Annotated in this window: 20 protein-coding genes and 1 riboswitch; of the genes, 8 read left to right on the top strand and 12 right to left on the bottom strand. The window is 72.0% G+C overall.

Annotated elements, in window-relative coordinates; all coding sequences use genetic code 11:
• Positions 1-80: 80 nt before the first annotated feature.
• The 6 genes from ACLJQE_RS01225 to ACLJQE_RS01200 all read right to left on the bottom strand — a co-directional run bounded on the left by ACLJQE_RS01225 (position 81) and on the right by ACLJQE_RS01200 (position 4901).
• Positions 81-746, bottom strand: a complete 666-nt coding sequence (locus tag ACLJQE_RS01225) for a DUF4190 domain-containing protein (protein WP_410637046.1) — start codon at positions 744-746, stop codon at positions 81-83.
• Positions 747-965: 219 nt separating this feature from the next.
• On the bottom strand, positions 966-1847 hold the full coding sequence (locus ACLJQE_RS01220) for a hypothetical protein (protein ID WP_410637045.1): 882 nt from the start codon (positions 1845-1847) through the stop codon (positions 966-968).
• Positions 1844-2320, bottom strand: a complete 477-nt coding sequence (locus ACLJQE_RS01215; RefSeq protein ID WP_410637044.1) for a DUF6932 family protein — start codon at positions 2318-2320, stop codon at positions 1844-1846. The genes ACLJQE_RS01220 and ACLJQE_RS01215 overlap by 4 nt, the downstream gene beginning before the upstream one ends.
• Positions 2321-2377: 57 nt before the next feature.
• Positions 2378-2776, bottom strand: coding sequence for a hypothetical protein (locus tag ACLJQE_RS01210; RefSeq protein ID WP_410637043.1), 399 nt, complete (start codon positions 2774-2776; stop codon positions 2378-2380).
• A 14-nt stretch (positions 2777-2790) separates the two neighbouring features.
• Complete coding sequence (locus tag ACLJQE_RS01205; protein WP_410637042.1) at positions 2791-3513, bottom strand: OmpA family protein; 723 nt, start codon at positions 3511-3513, stop codon at positions 2791-2793.
• A 572-nt stretch (positions 3514-4085) separates the two neighbouring features.
• Positions 4086-4901, bottom strand: a complete 816-nt coding sequence (locus ACLJQE_RS01200; protein ID WP_410637041.1) for an SGNH/GDSL hydrolase family protein — start codon at positions 4899-4901, stop codon at positions 4086-4088.
• A 265-nt stretch (positions 4902-5166) separates the two neighbouring features.
• Here ACLJQE_RS01200 and ACLJQE_RS01195 point away from each other — a divergent pair, with 265 nt between their 5' ends.
• The gene (locus ACLJQE_RS01195; protein WP_410637040.1) at positions 5167-5826 is read left to right on the top strand and encodes a DUF3159 domain-containing protein; all 660 of its coding nucleotides are present in this window, start codon (positions 5167-5169) and stop codon (positions 5824-5826) included.
• Between the two features lie 101 nt (positions 5827-5927).
• Here the strand turns inward: ACLJQE_RS01195 and ACLJQE_RS01190 are convergent, their stop codons facing one another.
• Together ACLJQE_RS01190 and ACLJQE_RS01185 are read right to left on the bottom strand one after the other, a co-directional pair.
• The gene (locus ACLJQE_RS01190; protein ID WP_410637039.1) at positions 5928-6893 is read right to left on the bottom strand and encodes an N-acetylglucosamine kinase; all 966 of its coding nucleotides are present in this window, start codon (positions 6891-6893) and stop codon (positions 5928-5930) included.
• Positions 6890-7936 (bottom strand): SIS domain-containing protein, encoded by a 1047-nt coding sequence (locus ACLJQE_RS01185; RefSeq protein ID WP_410637038.1) that lies wholly within the window; start codon positions 7934-7936, stop codon positions 6890-6892. The genes ACLJQE_RS01190 and ACLJQE_RS01185 overlap by 4 nt, the downstream gene beginning before the upstream one ends.
• A 148-nt stretch (positions 7937-8084) precedes the next feature.
• Between ACLJQE_RS01185 and ACLJQE_RS01180 the strand changes: the two genes are divergently transcribed.
• Positions 8085-8840 carry a GntR family transcriptional regulator gene (locus tag ACLJQE_RS01180; protein WP_086846871.1) on the top strand — a complete coding sequence of 252 codons (756 nt, stop codon included), beginning with the start codon at positions 8085-8087 and terminating at the stop codon, positions 8838-8840.
• A 61-nt stretch (positions 8841-8901) separates the two neighbouring features.
• Positions 8902-10422: an MFS transporter gene (locus ACLJQE_RS01175; protein WP_410637037.1), complete on the top strand. Its 1521-nt coding sequence runs from the start codon at positions 8902-8904 to the stop codon at positions 10420-10422.
• 167 nt (positions 10423-10589) lie between these two features.
• Here the strand turns inward: ACLJQE_RS01175 and ACLJQE_RS01170 are convergent, their stop codons facing one another.
• A complete protein-coding gene (locus ACLJQE_RS01170; RefSeq protein WP_410637036.1) occupies positions 10590-11537 on the bottom strand; it encodes a threonine/serine dehydratase in 948 nt (315 codons plus the stop codon).
• Between the two features lie 147 nt (positions 11538-11684).
• Between ACLJQE_RS01170 and ACLJQE_RS01165 the strand changes: the two genes are divergently transcribed.
• Positions 11685-12419: a hypothetical protein gene (locus tag ACLJQE_RS01165; protein ID WP_410637035.1), complete on the top strand. Its 735-nt coding sequence runs from the start codon at positions 11685-11687 to the stop codon at positions 12417-12419.
• 1 nt (position 12420) lies between these two features.
• On the opposite strand, the gene thiE is transcribed toward ACLJQE_RS01165, so the two are convergent.
• Entirely contained in the window at positions 12421-13080 is a 660-nt protein-coding gene (gene thiE, locus ACLJQE_RS01160) for a thiamine phosphate synthase (RefSeq protein WP_410637034.1), read from the bottom strand.
• A 131-nt stretch (positions 13081-13211) separates the two neighbouring features.
• A riboswitch (TPP riboswitch) is annotated at positions 13212-13317 on the top strand.
• On the opposite strand from thiE, the gene thiO reads away from it, so the two are divergent.
• The 4 genes from thiO (at position 13311) to ACLJQE_RS01140 (ending at position 15933) form a co-directional block, all read left to right on the top strand.
• Positions 13311-14384: a glycine oxidase ThiO gene (gene thiO, locus ACLJQE_RS01155; RefSeq protein WP_410637033.1), complete on the top strand. Its 1074-nt coding sequence runs from the start codon at positions 13311-13313 to the stop codon at positions 14382-14384. (Overlaps the previous riboswitch by 7 nt.)
• Complete coding sequence (gene thiS, locus ACLJQE_RS01150; RefSeq protein ID WP_410637032.1) at positions 14384-14584, top strand: sulfur carrier protein ThiS; 201 nt, start codon at positions 14384-14386, stop codon at positions 14582-14584. The genes thiO and thiS overlap by 1 nt, the downstream gene beginning before the upstream one ends.
• A 1-nt stretch (position 14585) precedes the next feature.
• Positions 14586-15344 (top strand): thiazole synthase, encoded by a 759-nt coding sequence (locus tag ACLJQE_RS01145; protein WP_364002935.1) that lies wholly within the window; start codon positions 14586-14588, stop codon positions 15342-15344.
• Positions 15345-15504: 160 nt separating this feature from the next.
• Positions 15505-15933, top strand: a complete 429-nt coding sequence (locus ACLJQE_RS01140) for a MarR family winged helix-turn-helix transcriptional regulator (protein ID WP_410637031.1) — start codon at positions 15505-15507, stop codon at positions 15931-15933.
• On the opposite strand, the gene ACLJQE_RS01135 is transcribed toward ACLJQE_RS01140, so the two are convergent.
• Both ACLJQE_RS01135 and thiD read right to left on the bottom strand, forming a co-directional pair.
• On the bottom strand, positions 15930-16733 hold the full coding sequence (locus tag ACLJQE_RS01135) for an ion transporter (protein ID WP_410637030.1): 804 nt from the start codon (positions 16731-16733) through the stop codon (positions 15930-15932). The two genes, ACLJQE_RS01140 and ACLJQE_RS01135, sit on opposite strands and share 4 nt — an antisense overlap.
• Before the next feature lie 58 nt (positions 16734-16791).
• Entirely contained in the window at positions 16792-17619 is an 828-nt protein-coding gene (gene thiD, locus ACLJQE_RS01130; RefSeq protein WP_410637029.1) for a bifunctional hydroxymethylpyrimidine kinase/phosphomethylpyrimidine kinase, read from the bottom strand.
• Between the last annotated feature and the right edge of the window lie 106 nt (positions 17620-17725).

Raw genomic sequence — 17725 nt, 5'->3', positions numbered from 1 at the left:
CGCCAGGAGCGGCTCGTGGCGGCCCGGCCGGCCGAGGTGGGGGTAGGCCGGCCGGTCGCCAGGCGGCTCGCGGTGTCCGCTCAGCCGACGTTCGCCGTGCAGAGCGCGATCGTCGTCCCGCTGTTTTCCGCGACCTTCTTGCCGTCGACGAGAATGGCGCAGCGGATTTCGTTGCTGACCGTCGCATTGCGGGTGTCCGCGGTGAGCGTCAACAGGTAGGAGCCATTGTTGTACGACGCTGCACCCTGCCAGGCGTCGGTGCTGGCGGGCGCGTTTTCGGTGCGCTGGTCGTTGAGGCTGCCGTAGCGCACGGTCGCGCCGCCCGCGGAGGTGACCTGGAAGGTCACGGTGTGCTTGTCGCCGGCCACCGCGGGCAGGTGCAGCCCGGACTCGCCGCCGGCGAAGAAGGTCGAGTAGAGCAGTACCCCGGCCGCGGTGAGCAGGGCGGCGGCCGTGACGGCGGTGGCGGTGATCGCCACCCCGCGGTCACCGACGGTGCCCTTCTTGACCTGCACCAATCCGGTGATCGCCAGGACGAGCCCGATCCCGCCCAGCGGCCACGCGACGAACTCGATGTCCGGCACGAAGGTGACGACCAGCGCGGCCACCCCGAGCAGCAGGCCGACGATCGCCAGGATGTTCCGCGCGGGCCTCGCATTGGCTTGACGACGCTCCGTGGCCGTCACCGGCGGTGCGGGCCGGCCGTGTCGCGCGGTGGCCGGCGGGTACTGCGGGTCGGTCATCATGCGAACCCCTTCGGGTGGGAGTCCGACGACGTTAACCCATAAGTGTGGCCCAGAACGAAATTGTTACCTGGTGGAAAAAGTCATTGTCCCACCATTTGTCGCCGGGTATCGATATTTCCTGACATCGCGGGCAGGGTGTGGCCCGGTGATCAATGGAAAGAATATCGGAGTTCCCACTGTTCGGCGCGCGTTCAAGACTAAAGTCGCATAACGGACTTTTCAGTCGAAAAGGCTCACTTCCGGGGTGATTTCGAGCAGTTCGAAGACGGGCCGTCCGCGGCGGCCGTCGATCGTCGTCGTGCGCACGACGCGCAACCGGGCGGTCACCGGGCGGTCGAGGTTCTCCTTGATCTCGTCGAGCAGGTCCGGGGCCACCGCGCCCTGGATCGTGCCGCCCGACTCGCGGTCGAGGTAGAAGATGCGCCGCCGGGTGCGGACGCCGTCGAGCCGTCCGCGCACCGTTTCGTAGCCGACTTCCTCGCGGGACTCGCGGAGGCTGCCCTGCAGGATCCGCGCCTGCTCGGTGGTCATGCTGCGGGTGACCTGCTCGCCCGCGGTCGGCGTCAGCGCCATCCCGATACCGGCGTTCTTCGCGACGGCGTTGACGATGTCGCTCACCGCGTTGCGGACGGTGTCGCGCTGCAGCAGCACGGCGTCGAGCGCGCCGTCGTCCGAGCCGTTCGCCGGCAGGAAGTCGCACAGCTCCTTGACCGCGCGCTCGGACAGCGTCTCGATGCCGTCGACGATCAGCGCGTCTTCGGCCACCGGCTCCGGAAAGCCGAAGAAGATGGCGTTGCCCGCCTGGCCGCGCTGGATCAGCGGCGCCTTGTCCCGGTCGGTCTGCTGGACCTGGGTGACCTCGCCGGACGGGTTCCGGATGATGTGCCCGATCTTCGCGGTCGCGTCCTGCAGGGCGCGGCTGATGTCGGAGAAGGTGTAGGCGTCGATGGTCTGCTCGCCGATCACCGACACGTGCAGCAGCGGCGAGCGGGACGTCCGCTCGAACTTGGCGTTGGCCGCCATCGCCGAGGCGCGGGCCAGGTCGTCGAGCCACGTGCCGCCGGGGATCTCGTCGGCGATGCGCCGGAACTCGTTCCTCACCAGATCATCTCCGGGTAGCCCCTGCCGCCTTCGGCCCAGACCTCGGCCCACACGTCTTCGTCGCCGGGACGGCACAGGAAGCCGTCCAGCATGCCGCCGACCGGCTGCACCTGGTCGAGGTACATCGCGGGCTGCCCGACGATCACGCCGCGCAGCGTGAGCAGGCCGTAGAGCGCGGACCGGCCGGCGCCGTCGAGCCGCTTGAGCGCGCCCCATTCGTCCGGGATGAGGACGACGTCGAGGCTTTGCGGTGGGTGGGCGGTGCGGGTGATGAGCTCGCCGCCGATCCAGGCGCGGCCGGACGGGATGATCCGCCGGGCGACGCCGAGGTAGCTGTTGAGCGCGCTGAACAGGATCTCGCGGTCGTTCTGGTGCGGGGCGTCGAACACCAGGCGTTCGTAGACGTCGGCGAGGTCACCTGCGTGCCGGCCCGGCGGCAGGACCTGCTGCGGCGTCCAATGGGGGAGCGCCACTCCACCCCCTCCTCAGGCCTCGCTCACAGTGCGTAGCCGAACTTACCAGGATGGGTGTCAGCCACCGCGCCCAGGCTGGTGCGGCCACTGCGGGGCCTCTTCGGACTCCGGCCAGGCGGGCTCTTCTTCGGTGGGCCAGTCCTCGGCCTGCGCCCCGCGCTGCGGCGGCAGCGGCAAGTGCCCTTCGCGGTGGCCGACGGGATCGGCTTCTTCGTCGTCGGGCACGTCGGCGCGCCGGTCGGGTGCGTGCTGGGCCCAGGCGGCCGGGATGAACTGCGTTTGCTCGGTGGAGAGTGGCGGCGGCGGCTCGTACCGCGATTCTTCTTCGAATTCGGGTCCGGTTTCCGGCGCGGACGCGGGCTGGGGCTTGGGACGCAGTACGAGCCACGACGTCAGCGCACCGAGGGCGAAGGCGACGATCAGCCACAGCCAGATCTGCCCGAACAGCCAGAACATCAGCTCATCACCCCTCAAACGACCGTGATCTCGACACGCCGGTCTTCTTCGCCGCCGGTGGCCGGCCGGGTGTCGCCCAGCCCCCGGAAGGTCACGCGCTTGGCCGCCAGCCCGTTGGCGGTCAGGATCCGCGCGACGGCACGGGCGCGGTCCCGGGAGAGCTTGAGGGCGGCGTTTTCGCCGCCGGGCCCCCGCGCGACGTGCCCGGTGACCCGGTACCGGAAGGCGGCGGGCGCCTTGGCGAGGGCGATCGCGATGCCGCGGGCGGCCTGTTCGCCTTCAGGGGTGAGCCGAGCGGTGTCGGGCTCGAAGGCAATGGGCGCCTCGGCGAGCATCCGGTCGATCTCGGCCTGCACCCCGGCCTTGTCGGTGGGTGGCGGAGCGGTGGTGCTGGTGGTCGGCGGCGGGCTGGTCGTGGTCGGCGGCGGCGGGCTCGTGGTGGTGCTCGGCGCCACCGGGGTGACGTCGCCGTTGACCTTGGCGGCCCGGACACCATCGACGCGTTGCACGACTTCGAGGGCTCTCAGCGCTTGGGTGGGCAGGAAGCCGCTGAGGGTGGCGTCCCGCCCGTCGAAGCGGACGTCCCCGGTGGGCAGCCCGGCTTCGAAGAGGGCGGCTTGGGCCCGCGCGGTCAGGTCGCGCTCCAGGCTGCCGGACTGGGCCCAGGTGGCGGCCCCCGCGAGCAGCGCTGTGACCAGCACCGCAACCGGGACCACGAGGATCCAGCGCCGACGCATAAGGGGACTGTAGGCCGGGTGTCGCGGGATGGCGACCTGAATCCGGGTGGTGATCCACAAGTTGTCCCCAGGTGGGTCTACGTGTGGACAACTCGGAAGATCGTGAGCGGTCGAGCACTTTCCGTCGGAGTTGGGCGATAGGCTGGAAGCGGGGTGGTTCCCCCAGGGAGGGTGGGTCAGGCCCGGGGGCGGTTTTGGGTCGGTTTCGGTGAATTCGGTGAATTCGGTGGTTTAGGCAGTTTCGGGCCGGGGAAGATCGTCCGCAGCGGGCAGCGGGCAGCGGGCAGCGGGCAGCGGGCAGCGGGCAGCGGGCAGCGGGCAGCGGGCAGCGGGCAGCGGGCAGCGGGCAGCGGGCAGCGGGCAGCGGGCAGCGGGCAGCGGGCAGCGGGCAGCCTTGACCCCCCGGTCGCCGCGACCGGCGGCTTCACCGCGCTCGGCCGTGCCTCTCGCCGCCCGTCGCGAAGCGTGGTGCGACAAACCTCAACGGGCCTCCAAGCGCGCCCACCCCGCAGCTGCGCCGAAAGCCCCTGCCGAAAGCCCTACCGGAAAGCCCTGCCGTCAGCCGGGAAGGCTCAGCTCGCCTGCTGCTGCCGGGCCGTCTCCGGCACCTCGAGTACCTCGATCGGCACCAACGGCGCCAGCTGCGGCCGCTTCGGCGACAGCCCGTCGCCCATCGACTGGCCCGTCAGCTGCCGTCGGATCCAGGGCAGCAGATGCACCTTCGTCCACGTCAGATCCGACCGCCGCGAGTCGATCCAGCGGCTCGGGTGTTCCTCCAGTGGCCATGGCTCGCGCCAGTCGCCGTCCGCCGGGATGCCCAGTACCTCGGCCGCCTTCAGGGCGATCCTGTGGTGGCCCTCCGGGGAAAAGTGCAGGCGGTCGTCGCTCCAGGCTCGGCGGTCGTGCAGCGGGCCCATGGTCCAGAGGTCGACCATGCGGGCTCCGTGGCGCTCCGCGATCGCCCACAGGTTCGTGTTGTAGATCGCCACCTTGCCGCGCAGCACCGACATCACCGACAGGACCTTCGTGTCCGGGCCGTTGAACATCAGCACCGGGATGCCCGCCTCGCGCAGCTTCGCGACGCCCTCCTCCAGGCGCTCGGTGACCGCGTCGACGTCCGCGCCCGGCACGATGATGTCGTTGCCGCCCGCGCAGAGCGTGACCAGATCGGGCTTCAGCTCCAGTGCGATCGGCAGCTGCTCGTCCAGGATCTCGTCGAGCATCTTGCCCCGCAGGGCGAGGTTGGCGTAGCGGAAGTCGCTGCGGCCGGCCGCCAGGACCTCGGCCAGCCGGTCGGCCCACCCCCGGAAGGAGCCGTCCGGCAGGTCGTCGTTGAGCCCCTCGGTGAAGCTGTCACCGAGGGCTACGTAGCTGTCGAATCCGTACACGTGGGTCCCCTTCCCATCCTGCGACCGACACCCCGACATGCAGTTGTACACCTCAACTAACCATCGGCCGCAAACCCGCTCCACCCCCGGGCGTTCAGCCTGCGGTAACAGTGTCTTATCTTGTCGGCCCTCTCCGCCTCTCTATTACGTAGTCTTCACCTTCGGCATGCCGTGAAACAGCACACTGGGAGGCAATTCCGGCACCCGATGTGGCGAAAATCTCCCTGCCCGGGGTGTCTCGGACGCAATCCGGCAGGCTGGACACGTGTCCGGAGAACCCCGTGAGTCGCTCGCGCAGATCCTCGGTGGCCGCCGGGGCGCGCTCGACGCCAGCATCCCGCCCGTCGGCTTCGTCGCCGGCTGGCTCGCGGCCGGTCAGTCCGTCGCCTGGGGTGCGGGCGCCGCCGTGGCGGTCGCCGTCGCGGTCGGCGGCTACCGGATCGCCCGCGGTGGCAAGGTCCGCGCGCTGGTCGTCAGCCTGGCCGGCGTCATCGCGGCCGCGCTGATCGCCCTGCACACCGGCCGTGCCCAGGACTTCTTCCTGCTGCAGCTGATGTCCAATGTGGCCAGCGCACTGCTGTGGGCGGCCAGCATCGTCGTGCGCTGGCCGCTGCTCGGCGTGGTCGTCGGCCTGCTGCTGGGCCAGAAGACGCGGTGGCGCCGCGACACCGTGCTGCTCAAGGCCTACTCACGGGCGAGCTGGGTGTGGGTGCTCCAGTACACGCTGCGCGTGGTCGTCTACGGCTCGCTGTGGTCGGCCGGCCAGGTGCTCGCCCTCGGCGTGGCCCGCACGGTGCTGTCGTGGCCGCTCGTCGCGCTCACCGTCGCGGTCAGTGGCTGGGTGCTCTACCGGGCGTTGCCGCCGGAGCATCCCGGCCTGCGCCTGGCGCCGGAAACCCGCTCGGACGAGGTACCCGGGGCATAAGGCGGCCCCCGGCGAGGGGGGAGGGTCCGGGGGCCACTGCCTACGGTACCCGGACTACCCGGGTTCAGTCGACGTTTTCGCGGCTTTGCGCCGCGTTTTGCTCAAGATCCCTGCGGCCGGGGGCGCGGCGTCCCCTCGCCAAAGGCCTCCACGGCGGCCAGCCACGCCGCCCCGAGCACCCCATCGGAGCTGGTCAGCACCTCGAGGCCGGCCAGACGGCGTCGCACGAGCTCGCCGACCGGGCTGGCTCCGGTGAGCACGGAGCCGACGAGCACGACCGGAGACGACTCGCCGGGCTCGCGCGCCGCGAGGGCGTTTTCGGCCAGGTGCCCGGCTGCGCGGGCGACGATCTCCCGTGCCGCGGGCTCGCCCGCGTCGTGCGCCGCGCTCACCAACGGGGCGAACCGGGCGAGCCGGACCGGCGCTTCGGCGTTGGCCGCCGTGATCAGCGCCCGGGACGCGGCCAGCCGCCCGGCGTCGCCCTGGATGTCCAAACCGGACAGTCCGAGCGCGGCGGCGAGCACCGCCGACGGCAGCCCGTCGAGCGGCCGCCCGCGGCCCAGTGCCTCCAAAGTGGAACGGACGGCTTCGCGGCCGAGCCAGAACGCGGACCCTTCGTCGCCGAGCAGCCAGCCGTAGCCGCCGGTCGTGCCCGCGAGCCGCCGGTTCCGGATCCGGCCCACGATCGAGCCGGTGCCGGCGACGACGACCGTCCCGTCCGGTGCCGGTGTCGCCGACGCGTACGCCACTTCGGCGTCGGCGACGGTCCGGACCGCGCACGTGAGGCCGATCCGCGCCCACGCCGCGTCGAAGACCGCCGCCACGCCCCGGTCGCTCAGCTTGCTGACCCCGGCCATGCCGACGACGCACGCCCGCACGTCCCGGGGGTCGTGGTCGCCGAGCGCCGCGGTGATCACGTCGGCGATCCGGCCTGCGGCGGTTTCCGGCGCGTGCGCGTTGGGGTTGGCGCCTTCGCCGCGCCCCGCGCCCAGGACCGCGCCGGCGGCGTCGACCAGTGCTGCCCTGGTCGACGTGCCGCCGGCGTCGACGCCCACCGCGAAGCTCACCGGGTCTTGGTCACCTTCAGCAGGCCGCGCGGGCTGTCCGGGTCGCCGCCGCGGGCCAGCGACAGGCCGAGCGCGATCCGCTGGAGCGGGAGGATCTCCAGGATCGGCGCCAGCGCTTCGACCGTCGGCGCGACGTCGATGCGCAGCGCCGCGGGCACCTCGGCAGCGGCCGAGCCGACCGCGAGGACGTCCGCGCCGCGCTTGCCGACGGCCTCGAGGACCTCGTGCATCGCCCGGCCGCCGTGCCCGGCGCTGGTCACCGCGAGCACGGCGGTCTCGCCGTCCACCGCCGCGACCGGGCCGTGCAGCAGGTCCGCGCCGCTGTACGCGCGGGCGGCGAGGTAGCTGGTCTCGGCGAGCTTGAGCGCGCCTTCGAGTGCGGACGCGTAGGAGTAGCCGCGGCCGGTGGTGAGAACGCGGTCCACGAAGCGGTACCGGTCGACCGCGCGCTCCACGCCTTCGGCGGCGCCGTCGAGGGTCTGCTGCGCCAGCTCGCCGATCTTGTCGGCGTCAGCGGCCTTGCCGCCGCGGACCGCGTCGATCAGCAGGTACAGCGCCATCAGCGTCGCGGAGTAGGTCTTGGTGGCCGCGACGGCCTTCTCGACACCCGCGCCGATGTCGACGCCGAGCTCGGACGCCGCCCGCAGCGGCGAGTCCGGGGTGTTGGTGACGGACACCGTCAGCGCGCCCTGGCGCCGCGCCGTTTCGGTGACCTCGATCAGGTCGGGCGAGCCGCCGCTCTGGCTCACCGTGACGAACAGCACGTCCCGCAGGTCGGGCCGCGCGCCGTACAGCGTCGCCGTGGACGGGGAAACCAGACCGGCGGGAAGGCCGAGCAGTACCTCGATCAGGTACTTCGCGTACAACGCTGCGTGGTCACTCGATCCACGGGCGGCGAGCAACGCGAACCGCGGGGGGCGTTGTGAGATCTTTTCCGCCACTTCGGCGATTTCCGCCTGACGCTGCACCAGTCCCGCCAAGACGTCCGGCTGCTGGGCGATCTCCGCGGCCATGTGCGCGCCGGGCCGTTGTTCGGTCATCATTTTCCTCTCCACCTCCGGCATTATGTACCGGACTCAGGCGGCGTCGGTCAGGTCTAGACCAATGTTATAGGGGCGGCGCGTTTGGGGAAAAGGGTACGTTTCTTACGGGGACGTGGCGTGCGATGAGGGAAGACAGAGGGAGCCGGGCATGTTGGAGACCACCACCACGGGCGAGGCAGGCGCCGTCGCCGGGATGCGCGGGCAGCGCGAGCCCAAATACTGGGCGCTGAAACAGCACCTCCTCGACCTGCTGGACGTGCTGCCGCCGGGGTCGCCGATCCCGACCGAACGCGCGCTCGCCGGGGAGTTCACGGTCTCCCGCACCACCGTGCGCCAGGCGCTGGCCGATCTCACCGCCGAAGGCCGCCTGCACCGCGTGCAGGGAAAAGGCACCTTCGCGGCCGAGCCGAAGCTCGCCCAGCGGCTGCAGCTGTCCTCCTACACCGAGGACATGCGCAAGCAGGGCCTGAAGCCGTCGTCGAAGCTGCTGGAAGTCGAGGAAATGCCGGTCGAGGGCGACCTCGCGAAGCTGCTCGGAATCCGGACCGGCGCGAAAATCCTTCGCCTTCGACGACTTCGACTGGCGGACTCCCAGCCGATGGCACTGGAGACGACGCACCTTCCCCTCGGCCGATTCCGCGGGCTGCGCAAGCACGTCTCCGCCGGCGGTTCGTTGTACGCCGTTCTGCGCGAGCACTACGGCGTCGAACTCGAACGCGCGGAAGAAACGATCGAGACGTCGCTGGCGGGACCGCAGGAAGCGGAGATGCTCGGCGCGGACGTCGGCATGCCGGTGCTGATGCTGACCCGCCACTCGTTCGCCACGGACGGCAAGCCGGTCGAGTTCGCCCGCTCGGTCTACCGCGGTGACCGCTACAAGTTCGTGACGACCCTGCTGCCGTGAACCCCGGACCCGGAGCGCCCCCGCGGTTGACGGGGGTCTCCGGGCACGGTGGAGTTGCCCGGTGAACTCCACTGAAGACACCGGGATCCGGTGGGGCACCGGCGCCGCCCGCGGCCTGCTGACCACCACGATCCTCGGCTCCGGCATGGCGATGCTCGACGGGACCATCGTCAACGTCGCCCTGCCCCGGATCGGCGCCGAGCTGAACGCCTCCGTGGCGGGGCTCCAGTGGATCCTCGACGGCTACCTGCTGGCACTCGCCGCGCTCATCCTCGTCGCGGGTTCGCTCGGCGACCGGTACGGCAGGCGCCGCGTGTACCTCGTCGGCGTCGTCTGGTTCGGGGTCGCCTCCGGGCTGTGCGCCGCGGCGACGTCCACCGAGATGCTCGTCGCGATGCGGATCCTGCAGGGCATCGGCGGTGCCCTCCTGACACCCGGGTCGCTCGCGATCCTCCAGGCGTCCTTCGCGCACGACGCCCGCGCCCGCGCGATCGGCGCCTGGTCCGGGCTCGGCGGCATCGCGGCCGCCGCCGGGCCGTTGCTCGGCGGCTTCCTCGTGCAGGTGTGGTCGTGGCGGCTGGCGTTCCTCATCAACGTGCCGATCGCGGTCGCCGTGGTGCTCATGGCGCGCCGGTTCGTCCCGGAATCCCGCGACCCGGAGGCCACCGGGCACCCGGACTTCGGCGCCGCCGCCCTCGGCGCGCTCGGCCTCGCCGGGATCACCGGCGCGCTGGTGGAGGCGCCCGCCCGCGGCGTCGGCGACCCGCTGGTTCTCGGCGCGGGCCTGCTGGGGATCGCGGGGCTGGCCGCGTTCGTCGCCGTCCAGCACCGCTCGGCGAAGCCGCTCGTGCCGCCGTCGCTGTTCCGCGACCGCACGTTCACGCTGTCGAACGCCTTGACCTTCGTCGTCTACGCGGCGCTCGGCGGCGTGATGATGCTGCTGGTCATGCAGCTGCAGGTCTCGCTCGGCTACTCGCCGACCGCGTCCGGCCTGGCCGGGCTGCCGCTGACGGTGATCATGCTGCTGCTCTCGGGCCGCTCCGGCGCGCTCGCCCAGCGCATCGGCCCGCGCGTGCAGCTGGTCGTCGGCCCGATCGTCGTCGGCATCGGGATGCTGCTGATGCTGCGCATCGCGCCCGGCGCGTCCTACCTCGGCGCGGTGCTGCCCGCGGTCGTGGTCTTCGGGCTCGGCCTGGCGACGGTCGTGGCCCCGGTGACCGCGACGGTGCTCGCCGCGGCCCCGGACCGCTACGCCGGCGTCGCGTCCGGCGTCAACAACGCCATCGCCCGCTCGGGCGGCCTGCTGGCGGTGGCCGTGCTGCCCGCCGCGGCCGGGCTGACCGGCGAGGCGTACGCCGACCCGGTCGCGCTGACCGCGGGCTGGCGGACGGCGCTGATCATCTGCGCGGCACTGGCGATCGCCGGCGGGCTGATCGCGCTGGGCATCCACAACGGCGTCCTCGCCCCACCGGCGGAGGCCAAGCCCGACGACGAGTGCCCCCACCTCGGCGAGTGCTACCACTGCGGCGTCGAAGGCCCGCCGACGCACATCCGCCGAGGCTCCTCCGTCGCCGGCTCCTAGCCCCCAGCGCCCCAATGTGGCCTTCGGTGCGTTGAGCGCACCCAAGGTGGCCTTCGGTGCGTTGGACGCACCCAATGTGGCCTTCGGTGCGTTGAGCGCACCCAAGGTGGCCTTCGGTGCGTTGGACGCACCCAAGGCCACCTTGGGGCGCTTGAGGTGAGTGTTGGTCAGGCGAGGATCTCGGCGAACAGCGCCGGGTCGGCGTTGCCGCCCGAGACGAGCGCGACCGTCTTGCCGGCCGGGAGCTCGTCGGCGTGGAACAGGTACGCCGCCGTCGTCACCGCGCCGCTGGGCTCGGCCACCAGGCGGGCCTTGCGGGCGAGGACGCGGACGGCCTCGCGGATCTCGTCCTCGGTCACGGTGACCATCTGGTCGACGACCTCGCGCAAATGGGCGAAGGTCAGTTCCGACGGTTGCGAGCGCAGGCCGTCGGCGATCGTGCGGGCGCGGTCGGCCTGCGGCCACCGGACCAGCTCGTCCCGCCGGAGGCTGTCGGCGACGTCCGCGGCCAGCGCGGGCTCGACGCCGATCACGCGCGCCCGCGGGCACCGGGCCTTGATCGCGGTGCCGACCCCGGCCGCCAGCCCGCCACCGCTGATCGGGACGAGCACGACCTCGACGTCCGGCAGGTCCTCGGCGATCTCCAGGCCCGCCGTGCCCTGTCCGGCGATGATGGCCGCGTGGTCGAAGGGCGGGACGAGGGTCAGCCCGCGTTCGACGGCCAGTTCACGCGCTTTCGCCTCGTGTTCGCCGATCGGCACCTCGACGACCTCGGCGCCGTACGCGCGGGTGGCCTCGACCTTGATCCGCGGCGCGACGTCCGGCACGACGATCACCGCGGGTACGCCGTACCGCTGCGCGGCGTACGCGACCGCCTGCGCGTGGTTGCCGCTCGAGTAGGCGATGACGCCGCGGGAGCGGGCCGCGTCGTCGAGCGCGGCGATGGCGTTGAACGCGCCGCGCACCTTGAACGCGCCCACCGGCTGCAGGCTTTCGGGTTTGAGCCACAGGGTCTTGCGGGGATCCCAGGTCTGGAGCAGCAGGGGCGTCCGCACGGCGACATCTTCGACGCGCTTCGCGGCGGCCTCGATGTCAGAGATCGTCACCAGTTCCATGTGCCGAGTATGTCAAGAAAACGTTCGGTTCGGAGTGTCTAATATGGACAGACGGAGTGGTCCTCCTCACGCTGTGGCAACGAGGGGAGTCACTCACGCGCCTTACACGTTGGACAGGGGAGAACACGGACTACCTAGATCGGGATCATGAGCAAGGAGAACGTAGCGGCTTCAGAGGAGAAGGAAGAAAAGTCGGGCCTGCGCATCGCGCAGGTCCTGGCGGCGGCGCTCGCGGCGGTGACCGCGGCCCTGCTCGGCTCGACGCTGGGCGTGGCGGGCACGGTGGTCGGCGCCGGCGTGGCGAGTGTGGTGTCGACGGTCGGCAGCGAGCTGTACCTGCGCTCCCTGCAGCGCACGCGGGAGGCGGCGCTCAAAGCGCGCCAGCTGGCGACGTCGGGAATCCGGCGCCGCGGGCCCGCGGAAGCGCCCGATACGCCGGAGGTGCCGATCACCGACCAGCCGACGGTCCAGCTGGCCAAGCCCGAGCCGTCACGGCTGCGGAAACTGCGCTGGCCGTTGCTCATCGGCACCAGCGTGGCGGCGTTCGCGGTGGCGATCCTGTCGATCGTCGGCTTCGAGTCGGCGACGGGCACCCAGATCGGCGGCGGAACCGGCACGAGCATCGGCAAGATCTTCACCGGCAGCCCCGGCCACCAGGAGAGGACGCCGTCGACGACCCCGCCGGCCTCGACGGAGGACACCCAGGTGTCCCCGACGGAGACGACCACGACCCCGACGGACACCTCGACCCCGCCGACGACGACGTCCGAGACCCCGGCGACCACCCCGAGCACGACGACCGAACAGCCGTCGACCTCGGCCCCGGCCACGACGGCAACCCCGCAGACCAGCAAGGGCGCGGTGGTCACGCCGACCCCGTGAGTCAGGGGAGGCGGGCTCGCAGCTCCCGCGCCGCGGCCTCGGGGTCTTCGGCTTCGGTGATCGCCCGGACCACCACGATCCGGGACGCGCCCGCGTCGAGGACCTCCGGGAGCCGGGGCCCGTCGATGCCGCCGATGGCGAACCACGGCCGGTCGGGGGCCCAGGCCGCCGTCGCGCGCACCAGGTCCAGGCCCGGCGCCGGACGTCCCGGCTTGGTCGGGGTCGGCCAGCAGGGGCCGGTGCAGAAGTAGTCGACCCCCGGCTCCGCGGCCGCGGCGAGGGCCTGGTCGAGCGAGTGCGTCGACCGCCCGATCACGACGTCGTCGCCCAGGATGCGGCGGGCCAGCGGCACCGGGATGTCGTCCTGCCCCAGGTGGAGCACATCCGCCCCGACCGCCAGCGCCACGTCGGCCCGGTCGTTCACCGAGAGCAACGCCCCGTGCCGGGCGCACGCCTCCGCCAGCACCTCCAGCGCCGCGATCTCGCCGGCCGCCTCCAGTGCGCCGGTCTTGTCGCGCAGCTGGATGATGTCGACGCCGCCCGCGAGGGCCGCGTCGGCGAAGGCAGCCAGGTCGCCGCGGGTCGTGCGGGCGTCCGTGCACAGGTACAGGCGCGCCGCGTCGAGGCGGGCGCGGATCTTGTCACCGGAGAGGGCGGGCATAGCGGCGACGGTACCGCGCCCGTTGATAATCCGACCCAAGCAGGCCGCCGTCGAGCGGCAGGTGTCGTTGCCGCGAAAGCCATCCGGCCGTGACTGCGGTTGGATTATCAACGAACGGCACAGTAGGGTGGATGTGTCCGCACGGGAGCCCGAGGCACGGGCTGAGAGGGAGCTGCCGCTCCGACCGTGGAACCTGATCCGGGTCATGCCGGCGCAGGGAGCGTGATTCCATGACGAACCTGGCAGTGGTGGGCGGCGGCGTGATCGGCCTGTCCGCGGCGTGGCGCGCGGCCGCCGGAAAACACCAGGTCACCCTGTACGACCCCGAGCCGGCCCGCGGCGGTGCGTCCTGGCTGGCCGGCGGCATGCTCGCCCCGGTCACCGAGGCCTGGCCGGGCGAGGAGGACGTCCTCCGCCTCGGTGAAGCGTCGCTGAAGAGGTGGCCCGGCTTCGCGCGCGACCTCGGAAAAGAGGGCGTCGACCCCGGGCTGGCCGGGCACGGGACGCTCGTCGTCGCCTTCGACCGCGCCGACGCCGGCTACCTGGACATCCTGGCCGGCCACCTGCACTCGCTCGGCCGCGCGGCCGAGCGGCTCACCGGCCGGGAGGCCAAGCGGCTCGAACCCGGTGTCGGGTCCGTCCGAAGTGGACTGCACGTGCCCGGTGACCTGGCCGTGGACAACCGGAAACTGCTCGACGCGCTGTACCGGGCCTGCGTGAACCACGGCGTCCGGTTCGTCCGCGAGCGCGTCGAAGAACTCCCGGACGCCGAAGCCGTCGTGCTCGCCGCAGGCGCCTGGACCGGGCGGCTGCACCCGCGGCTCGCCGACGCCGTGCGCCCGCTCAAAGGCGAAATCCTGCGGCTCAAGCCCCGCCGCGGCTGCCTGCCGCCGCCGAAGCTCACCGTCCGGGCCGTCGTCGAAGGCCGCCCGATCTACCTCGTTCCGCGCGGCGACCAGGAACTCGTCCTCGGCGCCACCCAGTACGAGGCCGGCTTCGACCAGGCCGTCACCGCCCGCGGCGTGCGCGAGCTGCTCGAAGGCGCCGAGCGCGTCTTCCCCGCGATCACCGAGTACGAGCTGACCGAGACCGCCGCCGGCCTGCGGGCCGGCAGCCGGGACGCGCTGCCGTACCTCGGCGTCTTGGACGACGGCGTCTTCGCCGCCACCGGACACCACCGCAACGGCCTGCTGATGGCCCCCGTGACCGCGGACGCCGTGGTGGCCTGGCTCGAGGGGGAGAAGCCGCCCGAAGGCACCGAAGCGGCGTCCCCCGCCCGCCTGCACCAGAAGGAGCACGTGTGATGGAGATCAAGCTCAACGGCGAGTGGACGGCGTTCCCGGACGGCGCCACCGTCGCCGACGTCCTCGACGCCACCGGCGGGCAGCGGCCCGGCATCGCCGTCGCGGTCGACGGCGTGGTCGTCCGCCGCGCCGACTGGGCGGCCACCCCCGTGCCCAAGGGCGCGGGCGTCGACGTGCTCACCGCGGTCCAGGGAGGCTGAAATGGACGAAGAACCGCTGGTCATCGGCGCCTGCAAGCTGACGTCCCGGCTGATCATCGGCACCGGCGGCGCGGCCAACCTCGCCGTGCTGGAACGCGCGCTGGTGGCGTCCGGCACCGAGCTGACCACCGTCGCCATGCGCCGCGCCGACGCCGAAGGCGGCTCCGGCGTCCTCGAACTCCTCAACCGGCTCGGCATCGAGCTGCTGCCGAACACGGCGGGCTGCCGGACGGCCGCCGAAGCCGTGCTCACCGCGCAGCTCGCCCGCGAGGCGCTGGAAACCGACCTCATCAAGCTCGAGGTGCACGCCGACGACCGGACGCTGCTGCCGGACCCGTTCGAGACGCTCGACGCCGCCGAACGGCTGGCCGCCGACGGGTTCACCGTGTTCGCCTACACGAACGACGACCCGGTGCTCGCGCTGCGCCTGGAGGAGGCCGGCTGCGCCGCGGTGATGCCCCTCGGCGCGCCGATCGGCACCGGCCTCGGCATCCGGAATCCGCACAACATCGAGCTGATCGTTTCGCGGGCGGGCGTCCCGGTGATCCTCGACGCCGGAATCGGCACGGCGTCGGACGCCACGCTGGCGATGGAGCTCGGCTGCGACGCCGTCCTGCTGTCCACCGCCGTCACCCGGGCGGCCGATCCCGAGCGGATGGCTGCGGCGATGCGGGCGGGCGTCGTCGCCGGACGGCTGGCCCGCGAGGCCGGGCGCGTGCCGCAGCGCTTCTGGGCGCAGGCGTCGAGCCCGCCCCGGTGAACTGCTGCTTTCGGGGGCTCCGGGTGGCGGAGCCCCCGGCCCGTGGCGAAGCCCCGGTATAACGCCGAGGTGGCTTAACACCGAGCGTGACTTCCGACCCGTAAGGTGGACGGCACTTTCCGGCGCACCCGCGGCGGGGCGAGGGCAGAAGGAGCCAGCCGTGACGAGCACATCGGTCCAGGACGTCTCGGGCAGGTTGTACCTCGCCGTGGGGAGGCTGTCCCGGTCACTGCGGCAGGCCGGCGTGCCGGGGCCGGGCCACGGCGCCCTCTCGGCGCTGGCGACGCTGGTCCACGCGGGCCAGCTGCGCCTCGGCGACCTCGCGGCCAGGGAGGGCGTGGCCGCGGCGACGATGTCGCGGATCATCGCGTCGCTGGTCGAGGCCGGGTACGTGAGCCGCGAATCCGACCCGGTCGACCGCCGGGCCTGGCTGGCGAAGGCGACCGAAGAGGGCGAGCGGCTCGTGTCCGGCGTCCGCTCGACCCGGGTGCAGGAGCTCAACCGGCGGCTCGACCGGCTCTCACCCGACCACCGGGAGGCCCTGCTGGCGGCGCTGCCGGCGCTCGAGGCCCTGATCGCGGACGACTAAACCGCGTTCTGCCGCAGTTCGGCCAGCTCCGCGCGCAGGGCGCGGAGCTCGTCGAGGATTTCCTGGTTGGCGGCGGCCTGCGTTTCGGCCTGCTTCGCCTCCTCCTCGCGGATGTCCTGGCGCAGCTCGTCCTCCATGCCGCTGACCACGACGGCGATGAAGAGGTTCAGCACCGCGAAGCTGGACACCAGGATGTAGACGACGAAGAAGATCCAGGCCAGCGGCGCCTGTTCCATGATCGTCTTCGCGATGTCCGGCCACGCCTCGCCGGTCATCACCTGGAACAGGGTGAACAGCGACGTGCCGAGGTCGCCGAAGTCGCCGGGGTCGATGGCGCCGAACAGCTTCGTCGCCATCACGCCGGCGACGAAGATGATCAGCGCGAGCAGCGCGGCGATCGACGCCATGCCGGGGATCGCGGCGAGCAGGCCTTGGACGACCTTGCGCATCGACGGCACCACCGAGATCAGCCGCAGCACCCGGAGCACGCGCAGCGACCGCAGCACCGCGAACGGCCCGGTCGCCGGGATCACCGCGATGCCGACCACCAGCAGGTCGAAGATGTTCCAGTTGTCGCGGAAGAAGCCGCCGCGGTAGGCGTAGAACTTGGCCAGCAGCTCGGCGACGAAGATACCCAGCGCGAGGTGGTCGAGGACGTGCAGCAGGCCGCCGTAGCCGTCCATGAGCGACGTCGACGTCTCCATGCCGAGGGTGACCGCGTTGAAGACGATCACGGCGATGATGAAGTTCTGGAAGCGGCGACCCTCGAGAACCTTCGCCACCCGCTCGCGTCCGGCCAAGGCCGCCCCCGCTTCGGTCAGTGATCAGTAACCGCAGGGATCGTAACCGGGTGGTCGCTCAGCGCTCTTCGGGAGCCAGCCGCCAGAAGGCCGAGACCGGGCCCACCTTGGCGCCCATCGGGTACGCGTGCTCGACCGCGTGCGACACGAACCACTTGCCGTAGCGGGCGGCCTCGACCACCGGCATCCCCTTGGCCAAGCCCGCCGTCAGCGCCGACGCCATCGTGTCGCCCGCGCCGTGCGTGTGCGGGGTCGGGTACCGCTCGCCCGGCAGCTCCACGAACGTCGAGCCGTCGAACAGCAGGTCCACGCACTCCGGGTCGGCCTGCAGGTGGCCGCTCTTGACCAGGACGTACCGCGGGCCCATCCGGTGCAGCACCACCGCCGCGGTGTGCATGCCCTCGCGGTCGGTCACGGTCATCCCGGTCAGCAGCCGGACCTCGTCGAGGTTCGGGGTCAGCACGGTCGCGCGTGGGAGGAGTTCGTCGCGCAGCGCCACGAGCCCGGCTTCGTCGAACAGCGGGTGGCCGTGCATCGACGCCGCCACCGGGTCGACCACGAAGGGAATCTTCTCGTCGCGCCCGATCTCCGCGCGGTCGCACGCGGCGGCGACGGCGTGGATGATCTCGGCCGACGCCAGCATGCCGGTCTTGGCCGCGCCGACGCCCATGTCCGCCGCCACGGCCTCGATCTGCCCGGCCACGATGTGCGGCGGCAGGTCGGCGCGGTCGTGCACGCCCAGGGTGTTCTGGACGGTGACGGCGGTGACCGCGACCAGGCCGTGCACGCCGCAGGTCAGGAACGTGCGCAGGTCGGCTTGGAGGCCGGCGGCACCGCCGGAGTCCGACCCGGCGATGGTCAACGCCGAAGGGGGGCTCGTCGTCATGGGGCTACCCGACTTCTGGTCTAGGCCAATCGGCCGCTTTTCCTTCATCAACAGTCCACCACGGTGGCACATTGTGTGGGCTACTCACCAGTTCACGGGCGAAGGA

The organism is Amycolatopsis sp. lyj-346 (assembly GCF_046548975.1).
Taxonomy (GTDB): Bacteria; Actinomycetota; Actinomycetes; order Mycobacteriales; family Pseudonocardiaceae; genus Amycolatopsis.
The sequence above is the reverse complement of the archived record's forward strand: the minus strand, read 5'-3'. Positions and strand labels throughout refer to the sequence as shown.

What these genes read in the sequence shown, in the direction of transcription:
- thiD (WP_410637029.1), bottom strand. Translation starts at nt 17,619, where the DNA reads ATGACGACGAGCCCCCCTTCGGCGTTGACCATCGCCGGGTCGGACTCC.
- ACLJQE_RS01205 (WP_410637042.1), bottom strand. Translation starts at nt 3,513, where the DNA reads ATGCGTCGGCGCTGGATCCTCGTGGTCCCGGTTGCGGTGCTGGTCACA.
- ACLJQE_RS01170 (WP_410637036.1), bottom strand. Translation starts at nt 11,537, where the DNA reads ATGGAACTGGTGACGATCTCTGACATCGAGGCCGCCGCGAAGCGCGTC.
- ACLJQE_RS01180 (WP_086846871.1), top strand. Translation starts at nt 8,085, where the DNA reads ATGTTGGAGACCACCACCACGGGCGAGGCAGGCGCCGTCGCCGGGATG.
- thiE (WP_410637034.1), bottom strand. Translation starts at nt 13,080, where the DNA reads ATGCCCGCCCTCTCCGGTGACAAGATCCGCGCCCGCCTCGACGCGGCG.
- ACLJQE_RS01165 (WP_410637035.1), top strand. Translation starts at nt 11,685, where the DNA reads ATGAGCAAGGAGAACGTAGCGGCTTCAGAGGAGAAGGAAGAAAAGTCG.
- ACLJQE_RS01185 (WP_410637038.1), bottom strand. Translation starts at nt 7,936, where the DNA reads ATGATGACCGAACAACGGCCCGGCGCGCACATGGCCGCGGAGATCGCC.
- thiS (WP_410637032.1), top strand. Translation starts at nt 14,384, where the DNA reads ATGGAGATCAAGCTCAACGGCGAGTGGACGGCGTTCCCGGACGGCGCC.
- ACLJQE_RS01225 (WP_410637046.1), bottom strand. Translation starts at nt 746, where the DNA reads ATGATGACCGACCCGCAGTACCCGCCGGCCACCGCGCGACACGGCCGG.
- ACLJQE_RS01210 (WP_410637043.1), bottom strand. Translation starts at nt 2,776, where the DNA reads ATGTTCTGGCTGTTCGGGCAGATCTGGCTGTGGCTGATCGTCGCCTTC.
- thiO (WP_410637033.1), top strand. Translation starts at nt 13,311, where the DNA reads ATGACGAACCTGGCAGTGGTGGGCGGCGGCGTGATCGGCCTGTCCGCG.
- ACLJQE_RS01145 (WP_364002935.1), top strand. Translation starts at nt 14,586, where the DNA reads ATGGACGAAGAACCGCTGGTCATCGGCGCCTGCAAGCTGACGTCCCGG.